This is a genomic window from Spongiactinospora sp. 9N601, assembly GCF_044326295.1.
In the GTDB taxonomy this organism is placed as follows: Bacteria; Actinomycetota; Actinomycetes; order Streptosporangiales; family Streptosporangiaceae; genus Spongiactinospora; species Spongiactinospora gelatinilytica.
In genome coordinates this window covers 1-15885 of record NZ_JBIRBB010000042.1, presented here as the reverse complement: position 1 = coordinate 15885, position 15885 = coordinate 1, and the positions used below count along the sequence as shown (strand labels likewise).

Sequence of the window (15885 nt, the reverse complement as noted above, 5' to 3'; positions counted from 1 at the left end):
TCGGCGTCGGCGCCCAGGCCGTAGACGGTTTCGGTCGGGAAGGCCACCAGGCCTCCGGCGCGCAGCACACCGGCCGCCTTGTCGATGTCACTGGTCGTTGCCGTCACCCTCGCAATCCTCTCACTGTCCCGCTCTCGGCTGTCCCGTGATCGCCTGGCACACCACGGCAAGCCCAGGGCAACGGCCATCGCGATCGCCCCCGGCCCGCTGCTTCGCGACCCGGGCCGGGATAATCTCGACACCGTAGGGAACTTCTTTCCTCCTCAGCCGACCGGCGGGCGGTCGGCGAATCGTGAAGGAGTCCGAGCGTGGATGCCGCACCCCGCATCGACGCATCCGGCCCGGCGACCCGCGGAGTGGATGCGCTGGAGGTGAGCGCATTGCCCGGCCGCTGCGGGATACGCGCCCGCGGCGCGATCAGCGCGGCCACCCGGCACCGCTGGGAACAGGCCCTGGCCGCACTGGCCCGCCGGCATGCCGACGTGTCCTACCTGGAACTGTCGCAGGTGGCATTCGTTGACGTGGCCGGCGTCAGAGCGCTGGCACTGACCGCGATCAACCTGCCCGGCCGGCTGCTCGTGGTCGAACATCCGCCGCCACAGGTGCCACGCGTGCTGCAGATGTTCTGGCCCGGCCTGCACGAGATCGAGGTGGTCCCGCGATGAGCACCGTGGCCACCGGCCAGACCTTCGAGCACCCGGCGCTGTTCTACCGCACCGCGCAGGAGTACACCACCCAGACGGTGCGGTTCGTACGCGACGGCCTGGCCGCCGGCGAGCCGGTGGCGGTGGCCGTCCCCGGACCCAACCTGGAACTGATCAAGGCCGGGCTCGGTACCGACGCCGAGCGAGTCGTGTTCCTGGACATGACCGAGGCCGGCCGTAACCCGGGGCGGATCATCCCCCGGGTGCTGCGCGCGTTCGCCGACGCCCACCCGCACACGCGGGTACGGATCATCGGCGAGCCCATCTGGCCGGGCCGTACCGCGGTGGAGTACCCGGCGTGCGCGCAGCACGAGGCACTGATCAACGCGGCCTTCGCGGGCCGCGCCGCGACGATCCTGTGCCCCTACGACCAGGCGGGCCTGGACCCTGACGTGCTGGCCGATGCCCGAGCCACCCACCCCCTGCTGATCACCCAGGGACGCGCGCACCTCAGCGACGTCTATGACTGGCAGGCGGTCCTGGCCCGCTACAACGAGCGCCTGCCGCCCGCGCCCGATGCCGCCACCTTCTCCTTCGCCGCCGGGGAGCTTCCCGCGGTCCGCACGTTCGCCGTCGAGCAGGCCCGGCGGCTGGGCCTGACCGGGGAGCGGCTGGGCGATGCCGAGCTTGCGGTGGCGGAACTGACGACCAACAGCGTCATTCACGGCGGCGGACAGGGCGCGCTGGCCATCTGGGCGGAGGCGGGACAAGTCGTGTGCGAGGTCCGCGACGCCGGGCGGCTGACCGATCCCCTGGCCGGCCGCCTGCCCGCCGACCCGCACCAGAGCGACGGCCGGGGCCTGATGGCCGTGCATACCATGGCCGATCTGGTACGGGTGCACGCCTCGGCGGACGGCACGGCCGTGCGCTTCTACCTCGACCTCTGAAAGGGTGTCCTCGGTCCTTGAACGGTGGTCGCCGCCAGCTCAGGCAGGGCGTCGGTGTGCCGCCTCGCGTTGGTAGCGGGCGATCCATCGCTCATTGAGCTCGTCGGCCTGGCGCCGATGCCGCGCCGTGACCGCCTGGCCGGTCGGCATTTCTATCTGCAGAAACGCCACGATGTCGCGGGTGACTCCCGCCACGTTACGGCTGCATGCCGGCCGAGGCGAACCACGCCGCCCACGCCGCATGTCCCGCTCGATCATCCCCCGATCAGCTCGCAACCAGGACACGGCCTGGGCCACCACGTCGTCACGGCGTACGAACACCAACCGCGTCCTGCCGAACACCCTGGTCAGCAGTCGCGCATCGTCATCGGCGAACGGGGTTACGCCGCCTTCACCTCGCCGATCATCTGCCCAAGGCGCTAGGCAAGCGGATTTGGCAGGCCAGTGCCCGGCTCATGAGCGGTCCGGCCACGACGATGACCCTGGCCACCTGGCCACCGGTCGTTCAACGAGGGGCAGGCGCCGGGTGCGGCGCCTGCCCCTCCCCTCTCACCCGCACACGCCCGCTCGCCGGCGGGATACCAGCGGGATACCAGCGGCCAAGGCCGAGAGGCTCAGCTCGGCGTGCCCGGCGACCTGGCCGGTGACGTGGTCAGCGGCGCTCTGGCTCAGAGGTGAGAGATGTGACCGTCGCCGGGGAATCGGGCGGCCCCGGTGGCACCACCTCCACCCGTGCCGAGCCGATGTCGAAGTAGAGCCCCATCAGCTTCAGCGTGCCGGCCTGGACCTGCTCGTTGACCGCCGGGTAGGTCCTCAGGTTCGCCAACTGCTGTTGAATGTTGAGCCGGCAGAGCCGGTCCAGCGTCGTGTCCGGGTCATCCCCGTCGGTGCCGCCGTCCAGCAAGGTCAGGCTGGTGTCGCCATGCCGGAGCCAGCGGCCCAGGTGCCGCAGGTGGGCCGTGGTGGCGGGGCCGTCGAGCAGGGCCGCCATCGCGCCGCAGCCGGAGTGTCCGCAGACGGTGATGGTGTGGACGTTCAAGATGCCGGTGGCGAACTCGATGGCGGAGGCGATCGAGTCGTCGCACGGGTCGGAGCCGGCGCGCGGCACCAGGTTGCCGACGTTGCGGACGGTGAACAGGTCTCCCGGTCCGCTGGAGGTGATCAGATGGGGCACGATGCGGGAATCGGCGCAGGTGATGAACAGGTGAGTGGGCTGCTGTCCGGCGGCCAGCTCGGTGAAGACGGGCCGTACCAGCGGCGCGGTACGCCGGTGGAACTCCTGCGTCCCCTGGGTGAGCCGGCACTCGCTCTCGGTCATGGCCGGCTCGGCCCGGCGGCGGTGGGCCCAGGGCAGCCACCAGCGTCCAGCCGGCTTCGGCGGGCTTTTGGCGGAGGACATCCGCGCGCCGCCCGCCGCCATCGCGTACCACTCGTCGTGGAGTTCGTCGATGGCGACCGTGCCGCCCAGGCGTTCGTGGTCCAGCCGCCAGGAGTGGATGGCCTCGAAGGCGGCGTTGTCCATGAAGTCGATGTTCAGGTCGAGGTCGACGGCGGTGCCGGTGGGGATCGCCCGCAGTTCCTGGGTCAGGCGCGGCACTCCGAGAAAGGTGAGCGAGCCGGAGACGGTCACATGCAGGCGCCCGTCCGGTTCCTCGCGCTTGTCGATGGTGACCCGCGTCAGCCGCCGCAGCGCCAGCAGCGCGGCCAGGGCGAGCCCGGCCAGGACGCCCTCGGCGAGCCCGATCACGATCACTCCTGTCATGGTGACCAGGTAGACCGGCACCTCGTTGTGACCGTGCACCTTCCTGACATTGCCGAGGCTGATCGTCCTGATGCCGATGAAGACCAGCAGGGCGGCCAGCGCCTCGATCGGGATCAGCTTGATCGTCCCGCCCAGGCACAGTGCGAAGAGCAGTACCCACACGCCATGCAGGATGGCCGAGGAGCGGCTGCGGGCACCGGCCCGGATGTTGGTGGTGCTGCGGACGATCACTCCGGCCACCGGGAGCCCGCCCAAGGCACCGCTGACCATGTTCGCCACACCCTGCCCGCACAGCTCGCGGTCCAGGTCGGCGCGGCGGCCGTTGTGCATGCCGTCGGTGGCCGTGCAGCACAGCAGCGATTCGGCCCCGGCCAGCAGCGCGATCAGCAGCGCCGCCCCGGCGACATGGTGCCAGTCGCCCTGGGGCAACTGCGGCGGTGCCCAGGTGGCGATGGCCCCCGACAGGTCGATGCGGGTGACGTCCCAGTTCAGCAACCAGGCCGTACCGGCGGCCACGGACAGCGCCGCCAGCGGCGCCGGGACGGCGCTGATCCTTTTGGGCAGCCGCTCCCAGACCAGCAGTACCAAGACCGTGAGCACGCCCACCAGGACCTTGTGGCCGTGCATGCCGATGACCTGGCCGGGCAACTGGATCAGGTTCGCCAGGGCCGAGTGCTGGGGGCTGCCGCCGAGTACCACATGGAGCTGGGCGAGGGCGATGACGATGCCGACCCCGGCCAGCATGCCGTGCGCGACCGCGGGTGAGACCGCCAGCGCGGCCCGCGCCGCCTTGAGCAGGCCGAGCAGCACCTGTATGGCGCCGGCCAGGATGGTGATCAGGCAGGTGGCCTGCCAGCCGTAGGTGTGCACCAGGCCGGCGATCACCACGGTCAGGCTGGCGGTCGGCCCGCTGACCTGGATCGGGGAGCCGCCCAGCCGGCCCGCGACGATGCCGCCCGTGGCGGCGGCGATCAACCCGGCGGCGAGCGGCGCCCCGGCCGCCATGGCGATGCCCAGCGACAGGGGCACCGCGACCAGGAAGACGACCAGCGACGCAGGCAGATCGTACCTTACCGCACTCAATAGACTACTCTGTGTGACCATTTTCATGGAGGCCACCCTAATGCCGGTGCACGCTCCCAATCCGGGCATGGCATGTGCCGGACGCCTGGCCGCCATGCCTGCCTCCGCCCACTCTGCTCCGCGATCGAGTCGGGACACCGGCAGGCGCACCGGCATGACCGCGGAACTCCCCCGCGCGTACGCATAGGGGTGTCACAAAAGCCACGAAACCCCGGCCCTGCAGAAGACCCCGACGTCGCGCCAGCGGGGGCGGAGGCAGTCGAGCACGCCGGCGTGACCCATCATCTTTCGGCTTGTGCTGCCCCTGGTCTTCGCGTGCCGCGCAACGCCGTCGCATGGTCGGCCAGCGCCGCCGTCTTCACGACCGTCTGGTCGTGACCGTGTGGCGCAGCGCGTGGCAGATCGCCCGGAGCGCCGGCAGGGGCGCTCCGGCCAGGTACTCAAGGGGGCCGGCCTGCCAATTCGGCGCGCTGACAGAGCACTTTGGCCTTGGCGCGGTCGCTGTCTTCGGCCAGGCCAGCGGCTTGGAGGTGTTCACGGGGCAACGGTGACCAGGCTTCCTGCCGATCGCATGACGCGCTACCAATGACGTGTGGAGCATCGCGATGAAGCCGGGGTCGTCGCTGCTCTTCCACGTCGTGGTGGCCTGCCAGGAGGCCCCGCCCGGTAAGCATTCAGCCGTTGCGTGGCCCGAATTCTCTTGATCGCATTGCGTGACCGTACTGGAGTATGCGTGAGTGCGGCAGTCGCCCCGATATCAGGCAATCGCCGGGTCGGGCGGCATCCAGAGCCTGCCGAAGAGCGCGTCACGCAGGACGGTCATGTTGTCGAGGCCGTGCTTGATCGCGGTGGACAGGTAGCCGCGCACGGCGTACCGGTGTCGGGTGGCGTTCTCCGAAACGGAGCCGGCCCGAGATCTTCTGCCGGGTCTTGGCTGGTCGAAGATCCCGCTCCGCTTGGTTGTTCGTCGGGGGAATCCGCAGGTCATGGGCGAAACGCAAGACATCATCGGCGCGGTCGCGCTGCGTCTCCAGCAGGACGCGGCCGACCGGCTGAGTGACGGTCTTGGCCGCGCCTGGCAGGCGCCTGACCCGTGACAACCCGACGGCGACCCCGCCACGGTACATCTTCGTGAACATCGCCAGCGTGCCCGCCGGGATCGCGTTGCGCCCCTGTTCACGGGCGAGATCGGCGGCGTGGATCAGGCCGCGCAGCGCCATCTGAAGCTGCCGGGGCCAGCGCGCACCGGGGTGGGTTTCCGCACAATCTTAAAGATCGCGAATCAAGTGCGCGGCGCACAGTTGATGCTCTCGCATCCCAAGCTCGGCGGCGTCGTGGTTCTGGTAGCGGTCGTGCACCACCACCCCGGTCACCTCGGCCAGCACGAACTTCTTGAACGTGTCCATATCGCGTCCGCCGAGCATGTACCAGGTCAGCGACGTGGTCGCGGCCACCAGCAGATACCGCCTGGCCTTCGCCGGCCCGACCCGGATGGGCGTCTCATCGCAGCACACCACATAAGCGAGGGTGAGCAGCATCCGGATACGCGCGTTGGCCTTGGCCACCGCGGTGGCGGCCCGCCCGATCAGGCCGTGGACCAAGCCGGGCGAGGGCTCGGCCCCTGTCAGCGAAGCGACCAACTCGGCGCAGCGGTGCACCGGAATCGCGTGGACCACCATCAGGTAGACACACCAAGCCTGCAGGTTGATCCCGAAGCTGACCGGCGCGGCGGGCACCCCCGCCGGACGCGGCGCGCCGTGCACTCGTCCGCACCGGCAGGCCACGGTGTGCAGGTTGTGTTGAAACGCCGGGCACTCACCAGCGGAATCTCGATCTGCCGGTGCCGCGCCGTCACACCCAGATCGGCGGCCTCGCCCAGGTCGGCCCCGCACGCACACGCCCCTTGCGGGAAGTGCTCCGTGATGTCCCCAGCGCTGACCTGATCCGACCAGGCCAACGCCCTCCCCTCCGCACCGGGCTGCTTGCCGGGCCTGCGCTTACCCACCTGCCCCCTCTTCGCCGCGCGCTTCCCGGGCGCAGTCCGGCCCGGCAGGTCATCGGCCGAGGGCGGCATCCCGGAGTTACCGCTGTTGCGCGAGATCAGCCGTTCCAAGCGAGCCACCCGCTCCCGCAGCCCGGCGTTCTCCTTCTCCAGGACCGCCACGCGCTCGCGCAGGGTGGCGTTCTCGACCAGGAGGGCACGCGTCAGAGCAATCAGCTCCTCGCGGGACATCTCCTCCAGGCCGGACACCAGAAGATCACACCATCGTCCGCCTCATCGATCAAAGTGACGGACGGTCACGTACCCAGCCGGATGGTCACGCCCTGCGCATGGCCTGAATATATTTACGGGGCATGCCTGGGAGAGGCCATGGTCGGTACCGGTAATCGCAGCCGGCCAGGTGGAGAGGGACTTGCTCAAACGTCCAGCGTGCACCCTGACCTAGGGTCAAGGTCGAACCCTGGGCGCCGGCCACGCTCACCGGCGAGGCGGCCCGCCGGCGCGCACGTTCGCCGAGCGGCCAGGCGGCCACGCGCCTGGCCCACCTGACCGTCGTTCGAGGATCGCTCGCCCACCCGACCTACTTGCCCAATGCCGCTTTCGCTCGGCTCACGCCGCCCTCTGATCCGATTGTGGACCGTGATCGGATCACGTGATGGCCGCTCCCGTGCGGCCCGGGACGACCGAGATCTCCCTCGGACGGGAGTCCCGGGGTCAGCTGAGCGAAACCTCCTCCTTCCCGGTGAAGATGCGATCGGCCGCACCGCAGGACGTGAGCGGTGCCAGGTCCTTCCGCAACGCCTCGTACCACATGTCCTCACCGCCCGGCCCGAGCAGGAAATGAGCGGCCTCAAGTGTTCTCGTCGAGAGGTGAGCGGTCTCCGCGCACCACGCATACGTCGAAGTCACCGGAATCGCGGCGTCCTCGCTGCCGTGGTAGAGAAAGATCGGACACTGCAGACGGTCGGCGGCGGCGGGTTTGAGGTAGGACTCGCTCGCGTGCAGTTCCGCCCGGATGATCGGCAGGAACAGCTCGATGAACTCCTCGTCGTCCCCCAGGTCCGGGCTCAGCCCGCCCATCGCGATCAGTTCGGCGAGCAGTTGCCGGTCGTCCAGCGACCGCCAGTTGACATCCGGCAGGGGTGTGGCCGGCGCTCGCTGGCTGGCGACGAAGATCGCCCGGACGCTCTTCCCGGACGCTTCCAGGCGCGCCGCCATGTCGAAGGCCACCAGGGCCCCGTAGCTGATCCCGGCGATCGCGAGGTTTTCGCTGCTCTCGATCTCCTCCGCCAGCTCGGAGATCACGTACTGGCTGGCCGACGCGACGTCGGGGAGAGGATCGTCGGAGATCTTCCCCTCCCGGCCGGGCAGGTCGGGCAGTACCAGCCTGACACCTTCCGGCGGATCCTCCCGCCACTTGCGGAAACGCCCCATCCCTCCGCCGGCGTGGGGAAAGCACATCAGAGACAAGACTTGCCCGCTCGACATATGACACCTCTGTTGTTCGACTTGAAACCGATCAGCGCGCGCCGGCCGCGACGGGGCCTATCCAGGTCAGCAGTTCATCCAGCGCCTGGTAGAAGCGCTCGATCTCTGCGACCTCGTTGTACGAGTACGCCGAGACGCGCAGGGACTCGCCCCCGGCCAGCTCGGTGACCAAGGGCTGCGCGCACAGATGACCGCTGCGCACCATGAGGCCGTAGGAGTCGCTCAGCATGCGGGCCACCTCCCCGGTCGGGAGGTTCTGGTCCAGGCTCAGGGTCACAAGCGCGATCCTGTCGCTCTCTTCCGGCGGGCCGATCAGGCTCAGCCCCGGGCGAGTGAGGGCCCCGCCGACCAGCGCCGCGCAAAGCTCCCGATCGTGCTGGTGGCGCGCCGGCCCCTCCACGGCCTCAAGGTAGCGGATCGCCGCGGCACTGCCGATGACGGAGGCGATGGCCGGCGTGCCCGTCTCGAACTTGAACGGGATCCGCCGATCGACACTACCGTCGAGATCGACCCAGTCCACCATGCCGCCGCCGACCGCCAGGGGCCGCAGTGCGGCGAGCGGTCCGCTGCGGCCGTAGAGGCAGCCGACCCCCGTGGGGCCCAGCATCTTGTGCATGGAGAAGGCCAGGAAGTCCACGTCCAGCTCCCGCACGTTGACGCGCTGGTGCGGAAGATACTGCGCCGCGTCGACGACGATCGTCGCGTCGCAGGCGGAGCGAACCTCGGCGATCAGCTCCTCCACCGGATGCACGACGCCGGTGACGTTCGAGCAGTAGGTGAGCGCGACCACCTTCGGCCGGCCGCGCAGGAGCGCCCGGAAATGGTCGCGATCGAGCCGGCCGTGGGCGTCCACCCGCGTCAGCTCCAGGCGGCCGGCCCGCCGCCAGGGAAGGAGCTGCGAGTGGTGCGCGTCCATGCAGCCCACGATGTACGCGTCCGGGTCCAGGCCGAGTCCGCTCGCGACCAGGTTGAGCGCCTCGCTCGTATTGCGGAGCAGGACCAGTTCGTTGGCCGCGGCACCGATGTGACGGGCGATCGTCACCCGGGATGCCTCGTAGGCGTCCGATGCCTCCTCTGACAGCCGGTGCTTGCCGCGGTGGATATTCGCGCCGTTGGTCTCGTAATACTCGGTGATCGCCTGGATGACGGACCGCGGCTTCAGGGTCGTGGCCGCGTTGTCCAGGTAGGAGATCACCTGTCCGTCGATCTCGCGATGCAGGGCTGGGAAATCGTCTCGGCGGATCATCGCGCGGCTTCCTTCGCGGAGATGTGGGAGATGCATGACTGGAACTTGCCGCTGCGCTCGCAGGCGATGTAGTCCACGGCCTCGACCCGGACGGGGGCGGGCGCCAGGACCTCCGTCAGGCGACGCTCCAGCGTCCCGGCGTCATCGGCCTGTGCCTGGCCCCCTGGCACGTACCGGAACGTGCACGCACCGGTGAGGTCCTGCTCCAGTTTGTACAGGTCGATCCAGGGCATATCGCCGACCGCGGCGTCCAGCGCGCCCGGCGTGACGAGACGGCCGTCCGGGAGCCGGACCATGTGGGTGCCCCGGCCCTCGATCCGCACCACCGGCAGGTCGCTGCCGCAGTCGCACGAGCCGCCCAGGGGGGTGAAGTAGTCGCCGGTGGCGTACCGGATACGCGGGATCAGTCCGTCGTCCACCGTGGTGACGTACAGCTCGCCCATCTGGCCTTCGTGGACGGGCTTGCCGTCTCGGACGAACTCCACGAAGAAGTCCCGGTCGTTGATGTGCCGGTGTCCAAGGTGACAGTCGAACCCGAGGTAGCCCAGCTCGGACATGCCGATCATGTCGCCTATCGGGACGTCCGGGCCCATGAAGTCCTCGATCTGGCGCCGCGCCGCCCGGGTCATGAGCGTGTATCCGCACACGATGTGCAACGGGCGCGGCGAGGTGATCCGGCGTCCGAGCCGCCGTGCCCACCTGGTCAGGAAGGCGAAGTGCGTCGGGTCCACCACCAGCAGGTCGGGCTGGTAGAGCTCGATCTCGTCGAGGGCTTTGACGATCTGCCACTCCGGCGTGGCCAAGAGGTCGTGCGCGACGGTCAGCACCAGGGTGCCGTCGGGCAGTGTCCGGTCCTCCATGCTGGAAAATCCGGTCGCGCACTCCACGTCGGAGCAGTTCGGTGGAGCGAACCGGCAGATCTTCGGTCGGCTGCCGGGCCGCCAGAGGTCGTCGAAGCGGCGGTTCACGCCGATCGCGGTGGCCTGCCGCCGCGCCAGGTCATAGGCCAGAATGGCGCTGTTGAGCCGATCACCGGAGGTCCCGGAGCTCTGGAAGCGCATGACGTGCGAGGAGTTGAGCGTATATCCCTTGGCCAGCACCCCCGTCGGAAAATTGCGCCGATAGTGTGACTTTGACGTCGGCGGGATGCGCAGGAAGTCGTCCGTGTCCTTGATGTCCTCCGGCCGCAGGCCGTTGGCCTCCATGTGATCGCGGAAGAAGACGGTGCTGTCGAAGGCGTAGGCGATCTCTTCTCGCACGGCTTCGAACGTGGCCGAGCCGGTCATGCCATGGCCACCAGGACTTTGCGGGCTCCCGAGTAGGGTCTCCTGCCGTGCGAGAACTGTTCGTTGTCGACGATCATGACGTCGCCCGTCTGCCAGGGAAGCGCGATTTCCTCCGCGTCGTAGGCCGCCCGGATCTGAGCCAGGTGCTCGGGGTCCAGCGGGCTGCCATCGCCGTACATGGCGTTACGCGGCAGCTCGTCCTCGGCGAAGCTTTCGAGCAGCTCGTGCCGGACTGTCTCCGGCAGCGAGCTGACGTGGAACAGGTGCGCCTGGTTGAACCAGACCTTCTCGCCGGTCGCCCGTGAGGTGATGGTGGCCTGCACCACGTGCCGGGTGCGCAACCGCTCTCCACCCAGCCACTCCACCTGGATGCCGTTGTTCGCGCAGTACGCGTCGACCTCGTCGCGGTCCTCGGTCTGGAAGACCTCCTGCCAGCTCAGGTCCAGGCCGTGGCCGAAGTTGCGGACGTACATGACGCCGTCGCGCTCGAAACGCTCGCGGGTCTCGGCCGGCAGCCGGGAGTGGACGCGGGCGCTGTCGGCCACGGGCGTCTCGCCGCCCTCGGCCGCCGGGACCAGGCAGGTGAGGAAGAGCGTGGACGGCCAGGAGGCCGTGTACGACATCTCGTTGTGCGCGGGGATGGTCTGGTCGGGCGGGTACTCCGTCGAGGTGAAGACGTTGCCGTCGACCCGTTGCCGCGGAGTGGAGCGGTTGTCGTAGTCGCGCAACCCTCCGGTGAGCGCCGTGGCGAGCTCGGCCAGACCTGCCGCGTCGAGCGGGGTGAAGCCGCGCAGCAGGACCGCCCCGTGCTCGGCACGCAGCCGCGCCAGCGTGTCACCCGAGCTGGACAGCCACTCCCGCGCGTCAAGGCCGGCCACGGTCGGCCCGCACATCACCGCCCGTGATCCCTCGGCCAGCGGAGCCACACGGACCAGCGACTCCTTGCTGACCGAGATGGACTTCCGCGAGCTGGCGAAGCGGCCCTTCGAGGCCGCCGTCGTCTGGTTCGTCATGCCTGTTCCGCCTTCTTCTCCAGGAGCCGGTCAATGAACTCGGCGAGCTCCGACACCACGGGGCGCTCGAAGAGATTGCGCAGCTTGATGTTCACCTTGAAGTCGTCGCGCAGCTTGGCGATGAGCTGGGTCGCCAGCAGCGAGTGGCCGCCGACCTCGAAGAAGTCGTCATCGGCGCCCACCTGCTTGAGCAGCAGAAGCGCCGCCATGATGCCGGCGACCCTCTTCTCGGTCTCGGTGCGCGGCTCGACGTAGGAGGTAGAGCCTTCGCTGTACAAGCCCGGCTCCGGCAGCATCGAGGCGTCGATCTTCCCGGTGCTCGTCAGCGGGAAGGCGTCCAGCGCCACCAGATGGGCGGGAATCATGAAGTCCGGGAGCCGCTCCGCCAGGAACTCCCGCAACCAGTCCGCGGACCCGCGGCCGCCCTCCGTGTCGATCAGGTAGCCCACGATGTGGGCGGCCGTGCTCTCGCCGGCCTCCACGGCGAGGCTGCCCGTCACCCGGGGGTGCTGACGCATGACCGCCTCGATCTCCCCCAGCTCCACCCGGAAACCGCGTACCTTGATCTGACGGTCGATGCGGCCGAGGAACTCGATGCTGTGGTCGGGAAGGAAGCGGACCTTGTCCCCTGACCGGTACATCCGCGCCGACGGATCCGGGCTGAAGGGATCGGCCACGAACCGCTCCTGCTGCTCCGCCGTGCCGGACAGGTACCCTTGCGACACCGAGGAGCCACCGATCCAAAGCTCGCCGGGAATGCCGGCGGGCAGCGGCCTGCGCTGGGGGTCCAGGACGTAGGCGCGGGCGTGCCGCATCGGCTTGCCGAGCGGAACGCTGGAGGCCAGCGTGGCCAGGTCGCCCGAGGTGGTCTCCCCGCAGAGCACGCCGACGGTCGTCTCGGTCGGGCCGTAGTGGTTGTAGACCTTGCAGCCGCCGAGAAAGCCACGGAACAGGTTGTACGCGCCCCAGCCGAACGGCTCGCCGCCCACGACCAGGGCCTTGCGCGGCATCAGTCGCTCAGGCGCCTCCGCCACGGAGAAGACGGACTCCAGATGCGTCGGCGTGATCTTGAGGAGGTCGTAGTTCTCCTGGCTCAGCAGCTCCGCCAGTGCCTGCGCGTCGGCGGAGACGTCCGGGGGGATGACCAGGAGCTCGCCGCCGCTCAGCAGTGGCAGGAACAGGCCGGTATTTCCCAGGTCGGTGCCCAGGGTGCTCAGGGCGACCGAGTCGATCGTGCCGGTGAGGCCCAGCCGGTCGAGCACGCCGTCCAGATAGGCCGCGAGTTGCCCGTGGCCGACCAGCACTCCCTTCGGCACGCCGGTGGAGCCCGAGGTGAACAGGACGTACGCGGGGTCGTCGTCGGCCGTGGCCACGTCGGGGCGCTCGTCGCCGCGGTGAGCACAGACCGTCAGATCCGGGTCGAGGAGGACGATGCTACAGTCCGCCGTCAGGCTCGCGGCCGTTTCCGCGGTCGCCACGACATGAGTGAAACCGACCGCGTCCATGATGGTGGAACGGCGCTTGGGGGGCAGGCTCGGATCGACCGGCACGTAGCCGGCGCCGGCCTTGGCGATCGCCAACATCGAGACGATGGCGAGGTCGGAGCGTTCGAGGAAGAGCCCGACCAGTGTCCCGGCGCCCACGCCCCGCCCGGCCAGCTCGTTGGCCAGACGGTTGGCGGCCCGGTCCAGCTCACCGTAGCTCCAGGTGCGGGTGACGGACCTGAGCGCCGGGGCGTCGGGCGTACGTCGCGCGCTCTCCTCGACCCTCCGGTGCCAGTGCGTCGCGGGCCGTACGGGCGGCTGCGCCGGGTTGGTGGCGGCCACGACTTCGCGCGCGGAGTCCTCGTCGAGCATCGCCAGCGTGTGCACGGCGGTCGACAGGGCGCCGCCCAGCGCCGAAAGGGCGGCCCGCAGGCAATGGAGCAGCGCGTCGGCGCCCCCCTCGGCCAGGCCCATGGCTTGGTGGTGCAACTTGAGACGAATCTCCCCGTCCGTGCCCTGCGCCGAAAGGCCGATCTTGCGGGCGTCGTCGGACGGCTCGATCCACAGGCCGGAGAAGACGGGCGCCTCCGCGGAGGCGAACCCGGTCGCGTCGCCGAACCTGAAGCCCGGGAGGGCACTGACATGCTGCCTGGCCGGCTCCATGGAGCTCTCGGCAGCCTGCTCGAAAGAGTCGAGCTCCAGGTCCACCGCCCGCAGCAGCTCGTCCAGGGTCGTCCCGTCGGAGATCGCGGCCAGGATCGGCATCGGGGTCTCGAACTGCCCGATCGACCCGAGCAGTTCCTCGAACGGCCGGCGCGTGAGCATCGCGTCGACCGCCAGCCGCTCCGGCCGTCCAGTGGCATGCCAGAGGGCGACGAACCAGCCGGTCAGCAGGACACTGCGCAGACCGCCGTCGAGCCCCTCCGCCAGGCTCCGCAGCCGCCGCGCCAAAGGCTCTGGGAGCGTCCACTCCAGGTCTTCGTGCCCCGTCTCGCTGGAACGCAGCTCCAGCGGCAGGTACAGGGGAGGCAGCTCTACGAGCTGCGCCCCGCGGTCGGCCGCGATCTCCTTCTGGCGATCGCTCGGCGGCCCCTGCTCGAACTGCCATTGCGCGTAGTCGGCGTACTGCACGACATCTTCGCGGCTCCACGGCGTGCCGCTCAGCCGTGAGGCGTACGCCTGCCGCAGATCCCGGAAGAAGATCTCGGCCGAGGCCCCGTCCATGCTCATCCGCGGCGCTGACACCACGAGCGAGCGCCGCTGGTCGGCGTGGGTGAACAGGGTCAGGCGCACGACGCGCTCATCGTCCTCACCCGCCTTGGCCCACGCCTCCTCGCGGACGAGCGCGGCCAGGGCCGCGTCGTCACCGGAGCTTTCCCGTATGCCGACCAGCGGGCCGTCCTCGATCACCATCAGCACGGCGCTGTGCTCGCCGAGGACCTTGCGGTAGGCGGTGCGCAGGCTCTCGTGGGCGGACACCACGTCGTGGGCGGCCCGCTCCAGCACGTCGCGGTCAAGCGGCGCCGCGAGGCCCACTCCCGCGACCGTCCGGTCGGCCAGGCCGCCGGAGGCGAGACCGAGAATGTGCTCCTGCTGCTTGGACAGGCGGAAACCTTCCCATTCCTGGGTCATCAGTTCTCCTCCGGGTCAATCCACATCTGCCTGTCGGTGTACTTGTTCCAGGTGTTGATGGCGTCCGGGCCGAGGTATTCGGCGGCGACCTTCCAGAACCCGGAGTATTCCGCCGGCAAATTGAGCTGGGTATTGCCGACCTGCTGCGGCATGTGGGCCAGGACGTCGCCCAGCTTCATGCGCAGGATGTCGAAGAACTCGTCCCGCTCCAGCGGAATGTCCGCGCCGGTCCGCCGATCCTTCATCTCCGGCTTCCCTTTCGGGCGCATCATGTTGCGGAAGCTCTTGCCCAGGGACTGGTAGCTCATGACGGAGAAGGTGAAGATCATCTGCTCCACCGGCGACCCGACGATCGCGCGGACCTCGACGCGCTTGTCCTCGGGAATGGACTCGACATTGTCGTTGTGCAGGCCCTCCGTCCCGTAGACGCCGTGGAACAGCGCCGCGAGACAGACGTGGTCCTCCGCCTGCATGTCCTGGAGGATCGTGCACGCCCGGAACATGTGGTTCATCAAGGTCTCGTCCTGATGGGCGACTTTGTGCAGGCCCAGCCGGACCAGGTCGCCGCGATATTTTTCAGCGTCAAGCATTGCATACTCCTTGGATTCTTCTCACCGCTCTCGAACGGATACGCGCTGTGCGCGGATCTCATTCCAGGATCGCTGTCTCCGCGCTTCCTCCTTGCCCTCCCAAAGATTTTCCAGCGTTCGGTTGATGAGGCTCACCTTCGTATCCGGACGAGCGGAAAGAAGCTTGACCAATTCGCCCAGGCAATGCGTCAGGCGCTGCACCGTGGATTCGGTGAAGAGGCCGACCCGATAATCGATGCCGCCCTCCATGCCACCGTCGGCCGTGGTCATGAGCGTGAGCTTGATGTCGTGTACGGAAAGGAGGAACTCCGCATCGAGCTCCTCGGCACGCACACCGGGGATGTCCCACTCCGGCGGCGGGACGTCCTCCAGCAGGAACCAGGTACGGAAGACCGGTGCCGATTCGCCCGCGCGGCGGACCGGATTGATGGCCTGCACGACGTGGTCAAAGGGCACGTCCTGGTTCGCGTACGCCTCCAGGGCCCTTTCGCGGACCTCCTTCAGCACGTCTGTGAAATCGGGATCGCCCGTGAACCGGGTCCTGATGGCCAGGCTGTTGACGAGGAACCCGATCGTGTTCTCTAGTGCTGTGACCGGAAACGATCACCGGGTTGCGTGACGTTTCAGGCTGCGGGTTCGAGGGGCCGTCCGCCCCAGCGGATGCCTTTCTCGCTGCGGACACGGGCGCGTTCGCGACGTTGGGCGGCC

General features: G+C 69.0%; 13 protein-coding genes and 2 pseudogenes. 2 read left to right on the top strand and 13 right to left on the bottom strand.

The window, feature by feature from the left end:
• Positions 1–188: Sua5/YciO/YrdC/YwlC family protein (locus ACH34R_RS43690; RefSeq protein ID WP_397567542.1), on the bottom strand; the 188-nt coding region annotated here is incomplete at its 3' end.
• Between the two features lie 120 nt (positions 189–308).
• On the opposite strand from ACH34R_RS43690, the gene ACH34R_RS43685 reads away from it, so the two are divergent.
• Both ACH34R_RS43685 and ACH34R_RS43680 read left to right on the top strand, forming a co-directional pair.
• Entirely contained in the window at positions 309–665 is a 357-nt protein-coding gene (locus tag ACH34R_RS43685) for an STAS domain-containing protein (RefSeq protein ID WP_397567540.1), read from the top strand.
• Positions 662–1591, top strand: a complete 930-nt coding sequence (locus ACH34R_RS43680) for an anti-sigma factor RsbA family regulatory protein (protein WP_397567539.1) — start codon at positions 662–664, stop codon at positions 1589–1591. Before ACH34R_RS43685 ends, ACH34R_RS43680 begins: the two co-directional genes overlap by 4 nt.
• Before the next feature lie 39 nt (positions 1592–1630).
• Here the strand turns inward: ACH34R_RS43680 and ACH34R_RS43675 are convergent.
• The 12 genes and pseudogenes from ACH34R_RS43675 to ACH34R_RS43620 form a co-directional block, all read right to left on the bottom strand.
• Positions 1631–1948, bottom strand: a pseudogene (locus ACH34R_RS43675) (Stf0 family sulfotransferase); the annotation flags it as partial.
• A 295-nt stretch (positions 1949–2243) separates the two neighbouring features.
• Positions 2244–4436, bottom strand: coding sequence for a SulP family inorganic anion transporter (locus ACH34R_RS43670; protein ID WP_397567537.1), 2193 nt, complete (start codon positions 4434–4436; stop codon positions 2244–2246).
• An 806-nt stretch (positions 4437–5242) separates the two neighbouring features.
• The gene (locus ACH34R_RS43665) at positions 5243–5656 is read right to left on the bottom strand and encodes a transposase (RefSeq protein ID WP_397567535.1); all 414 of its coding nucleotides are present in this window, start codon (positions 5654–5656) and stop codon (positions 5243–5245) included.
• A gap of 48 nt (positions 5657–5704) precedes the next feature.
• Positions 5705–6115, bottom strand: coding sequence for a transposase (locus ACH34R_RS43660; protein WP_397567534.1), 411 nt, complete (start codon positions 6113–6115; stop codon positions 5705–5707).
• Positions 6115–6687, bottom strand: coding sequence for a DUF6444 domain-containing protein (locus tag ACH34R_RS43655; RefSeq protein ID WP_397567533.1), 573 nt, complete (start codon positions 6685–6687; stop codon positions 6115–6117). The genes ACH34R_RS43660 and ACH34R_RS43655 overlap by 1 nt, the downstream gene beginning before the upstream one ends.
• A 465-nt stretch (positions 6688–7152) precedes the next feature.
• Positions 7153–7899: a thioesterase II family protein gene (locus ACH34R_RS43650; RefSeq protein WP_397567532.1), complete on the bottom strand. Its 747-nt coding sequence runs from the start codon at positions 7897–7899 to the stop codon at positions 7153–7155.
• A gap of 58 nt (positions 7900–7957) precedes the next feature.
• The gene (locus tag ACH34R_RS43645; protein WP_397567531.1) at positions 7958–9172 is read right to left on the bottom strand and encodes an aminotransferase class V-fold PLP-dependent enzyme; all 1215 of its coding nucleotides are present in this window, start codon (positions 9170–9172) and stop codon (positions 7958–7960) included.
• Positions 9169–10431, bottom strand: a complete 1263-nt coding sequence (locus ACH34R_RS43640; RefSeq protein WP_397567530.1) for a phenylacetate--CoA ligase family protein — start codon at positions 10429–10431, stop codon at positions 9169–9171. The genes ACH34R_RS43645 and ACH34R_RS43640 overlap by 4 nt, the downstream gene beginning before the upstream one ends.
• 23 nt (positions 10432–10454) lie before the next feature.
• Positions 10455–11471 carry a TauD/TfdA family dioxygenase gene (locus tag ACH34R_RS43635; RefSeq protein WP_397567528.1) on the bottom strand — a complete coding sequence of 339 codons (1017 nt, stop codon included), beginning with the start codon at positions 11469–11471 and terminating at the stop codon, positions 10455–10457.
• Entirely contained in the window at positions 11468–14587 is a 3120-nt protein-coding gene (locus ACH34R_RS43630) for an amino acid adenylation domain-containing protein (RefSeq protein WP_397567527.1), read from the bottom strand. Before ACH34R_RS43630 ends, ACH34R_RS43635 begins: the two co-directional genes overlap by 4 nt.
• Positions 14587–15177, bottom strand: coding sequence for a DUF6817 domain-containing protein (locus ACH34R_RS43625; RefSeq protein ID WP_397567526.1), 591 nt, complete (start codon positions 15175–15177; stop codon positions 14587–14589). The genes ACH34R_RS43630 and ACH34R_RS43625 overlap by 1 nt, the downstream gene beginning before the upstream one ends.
• 21 nt (positions 15178–15198) lie before the next feature.
• Positions 15199–15753, bottom strand: a pseudogene (locus tag ACH34R_RS43620) (condensation domain-containing protein); the annotation flags it as partial.
• Positions 15754–15885: the final 132 nt, after the last annotated feature.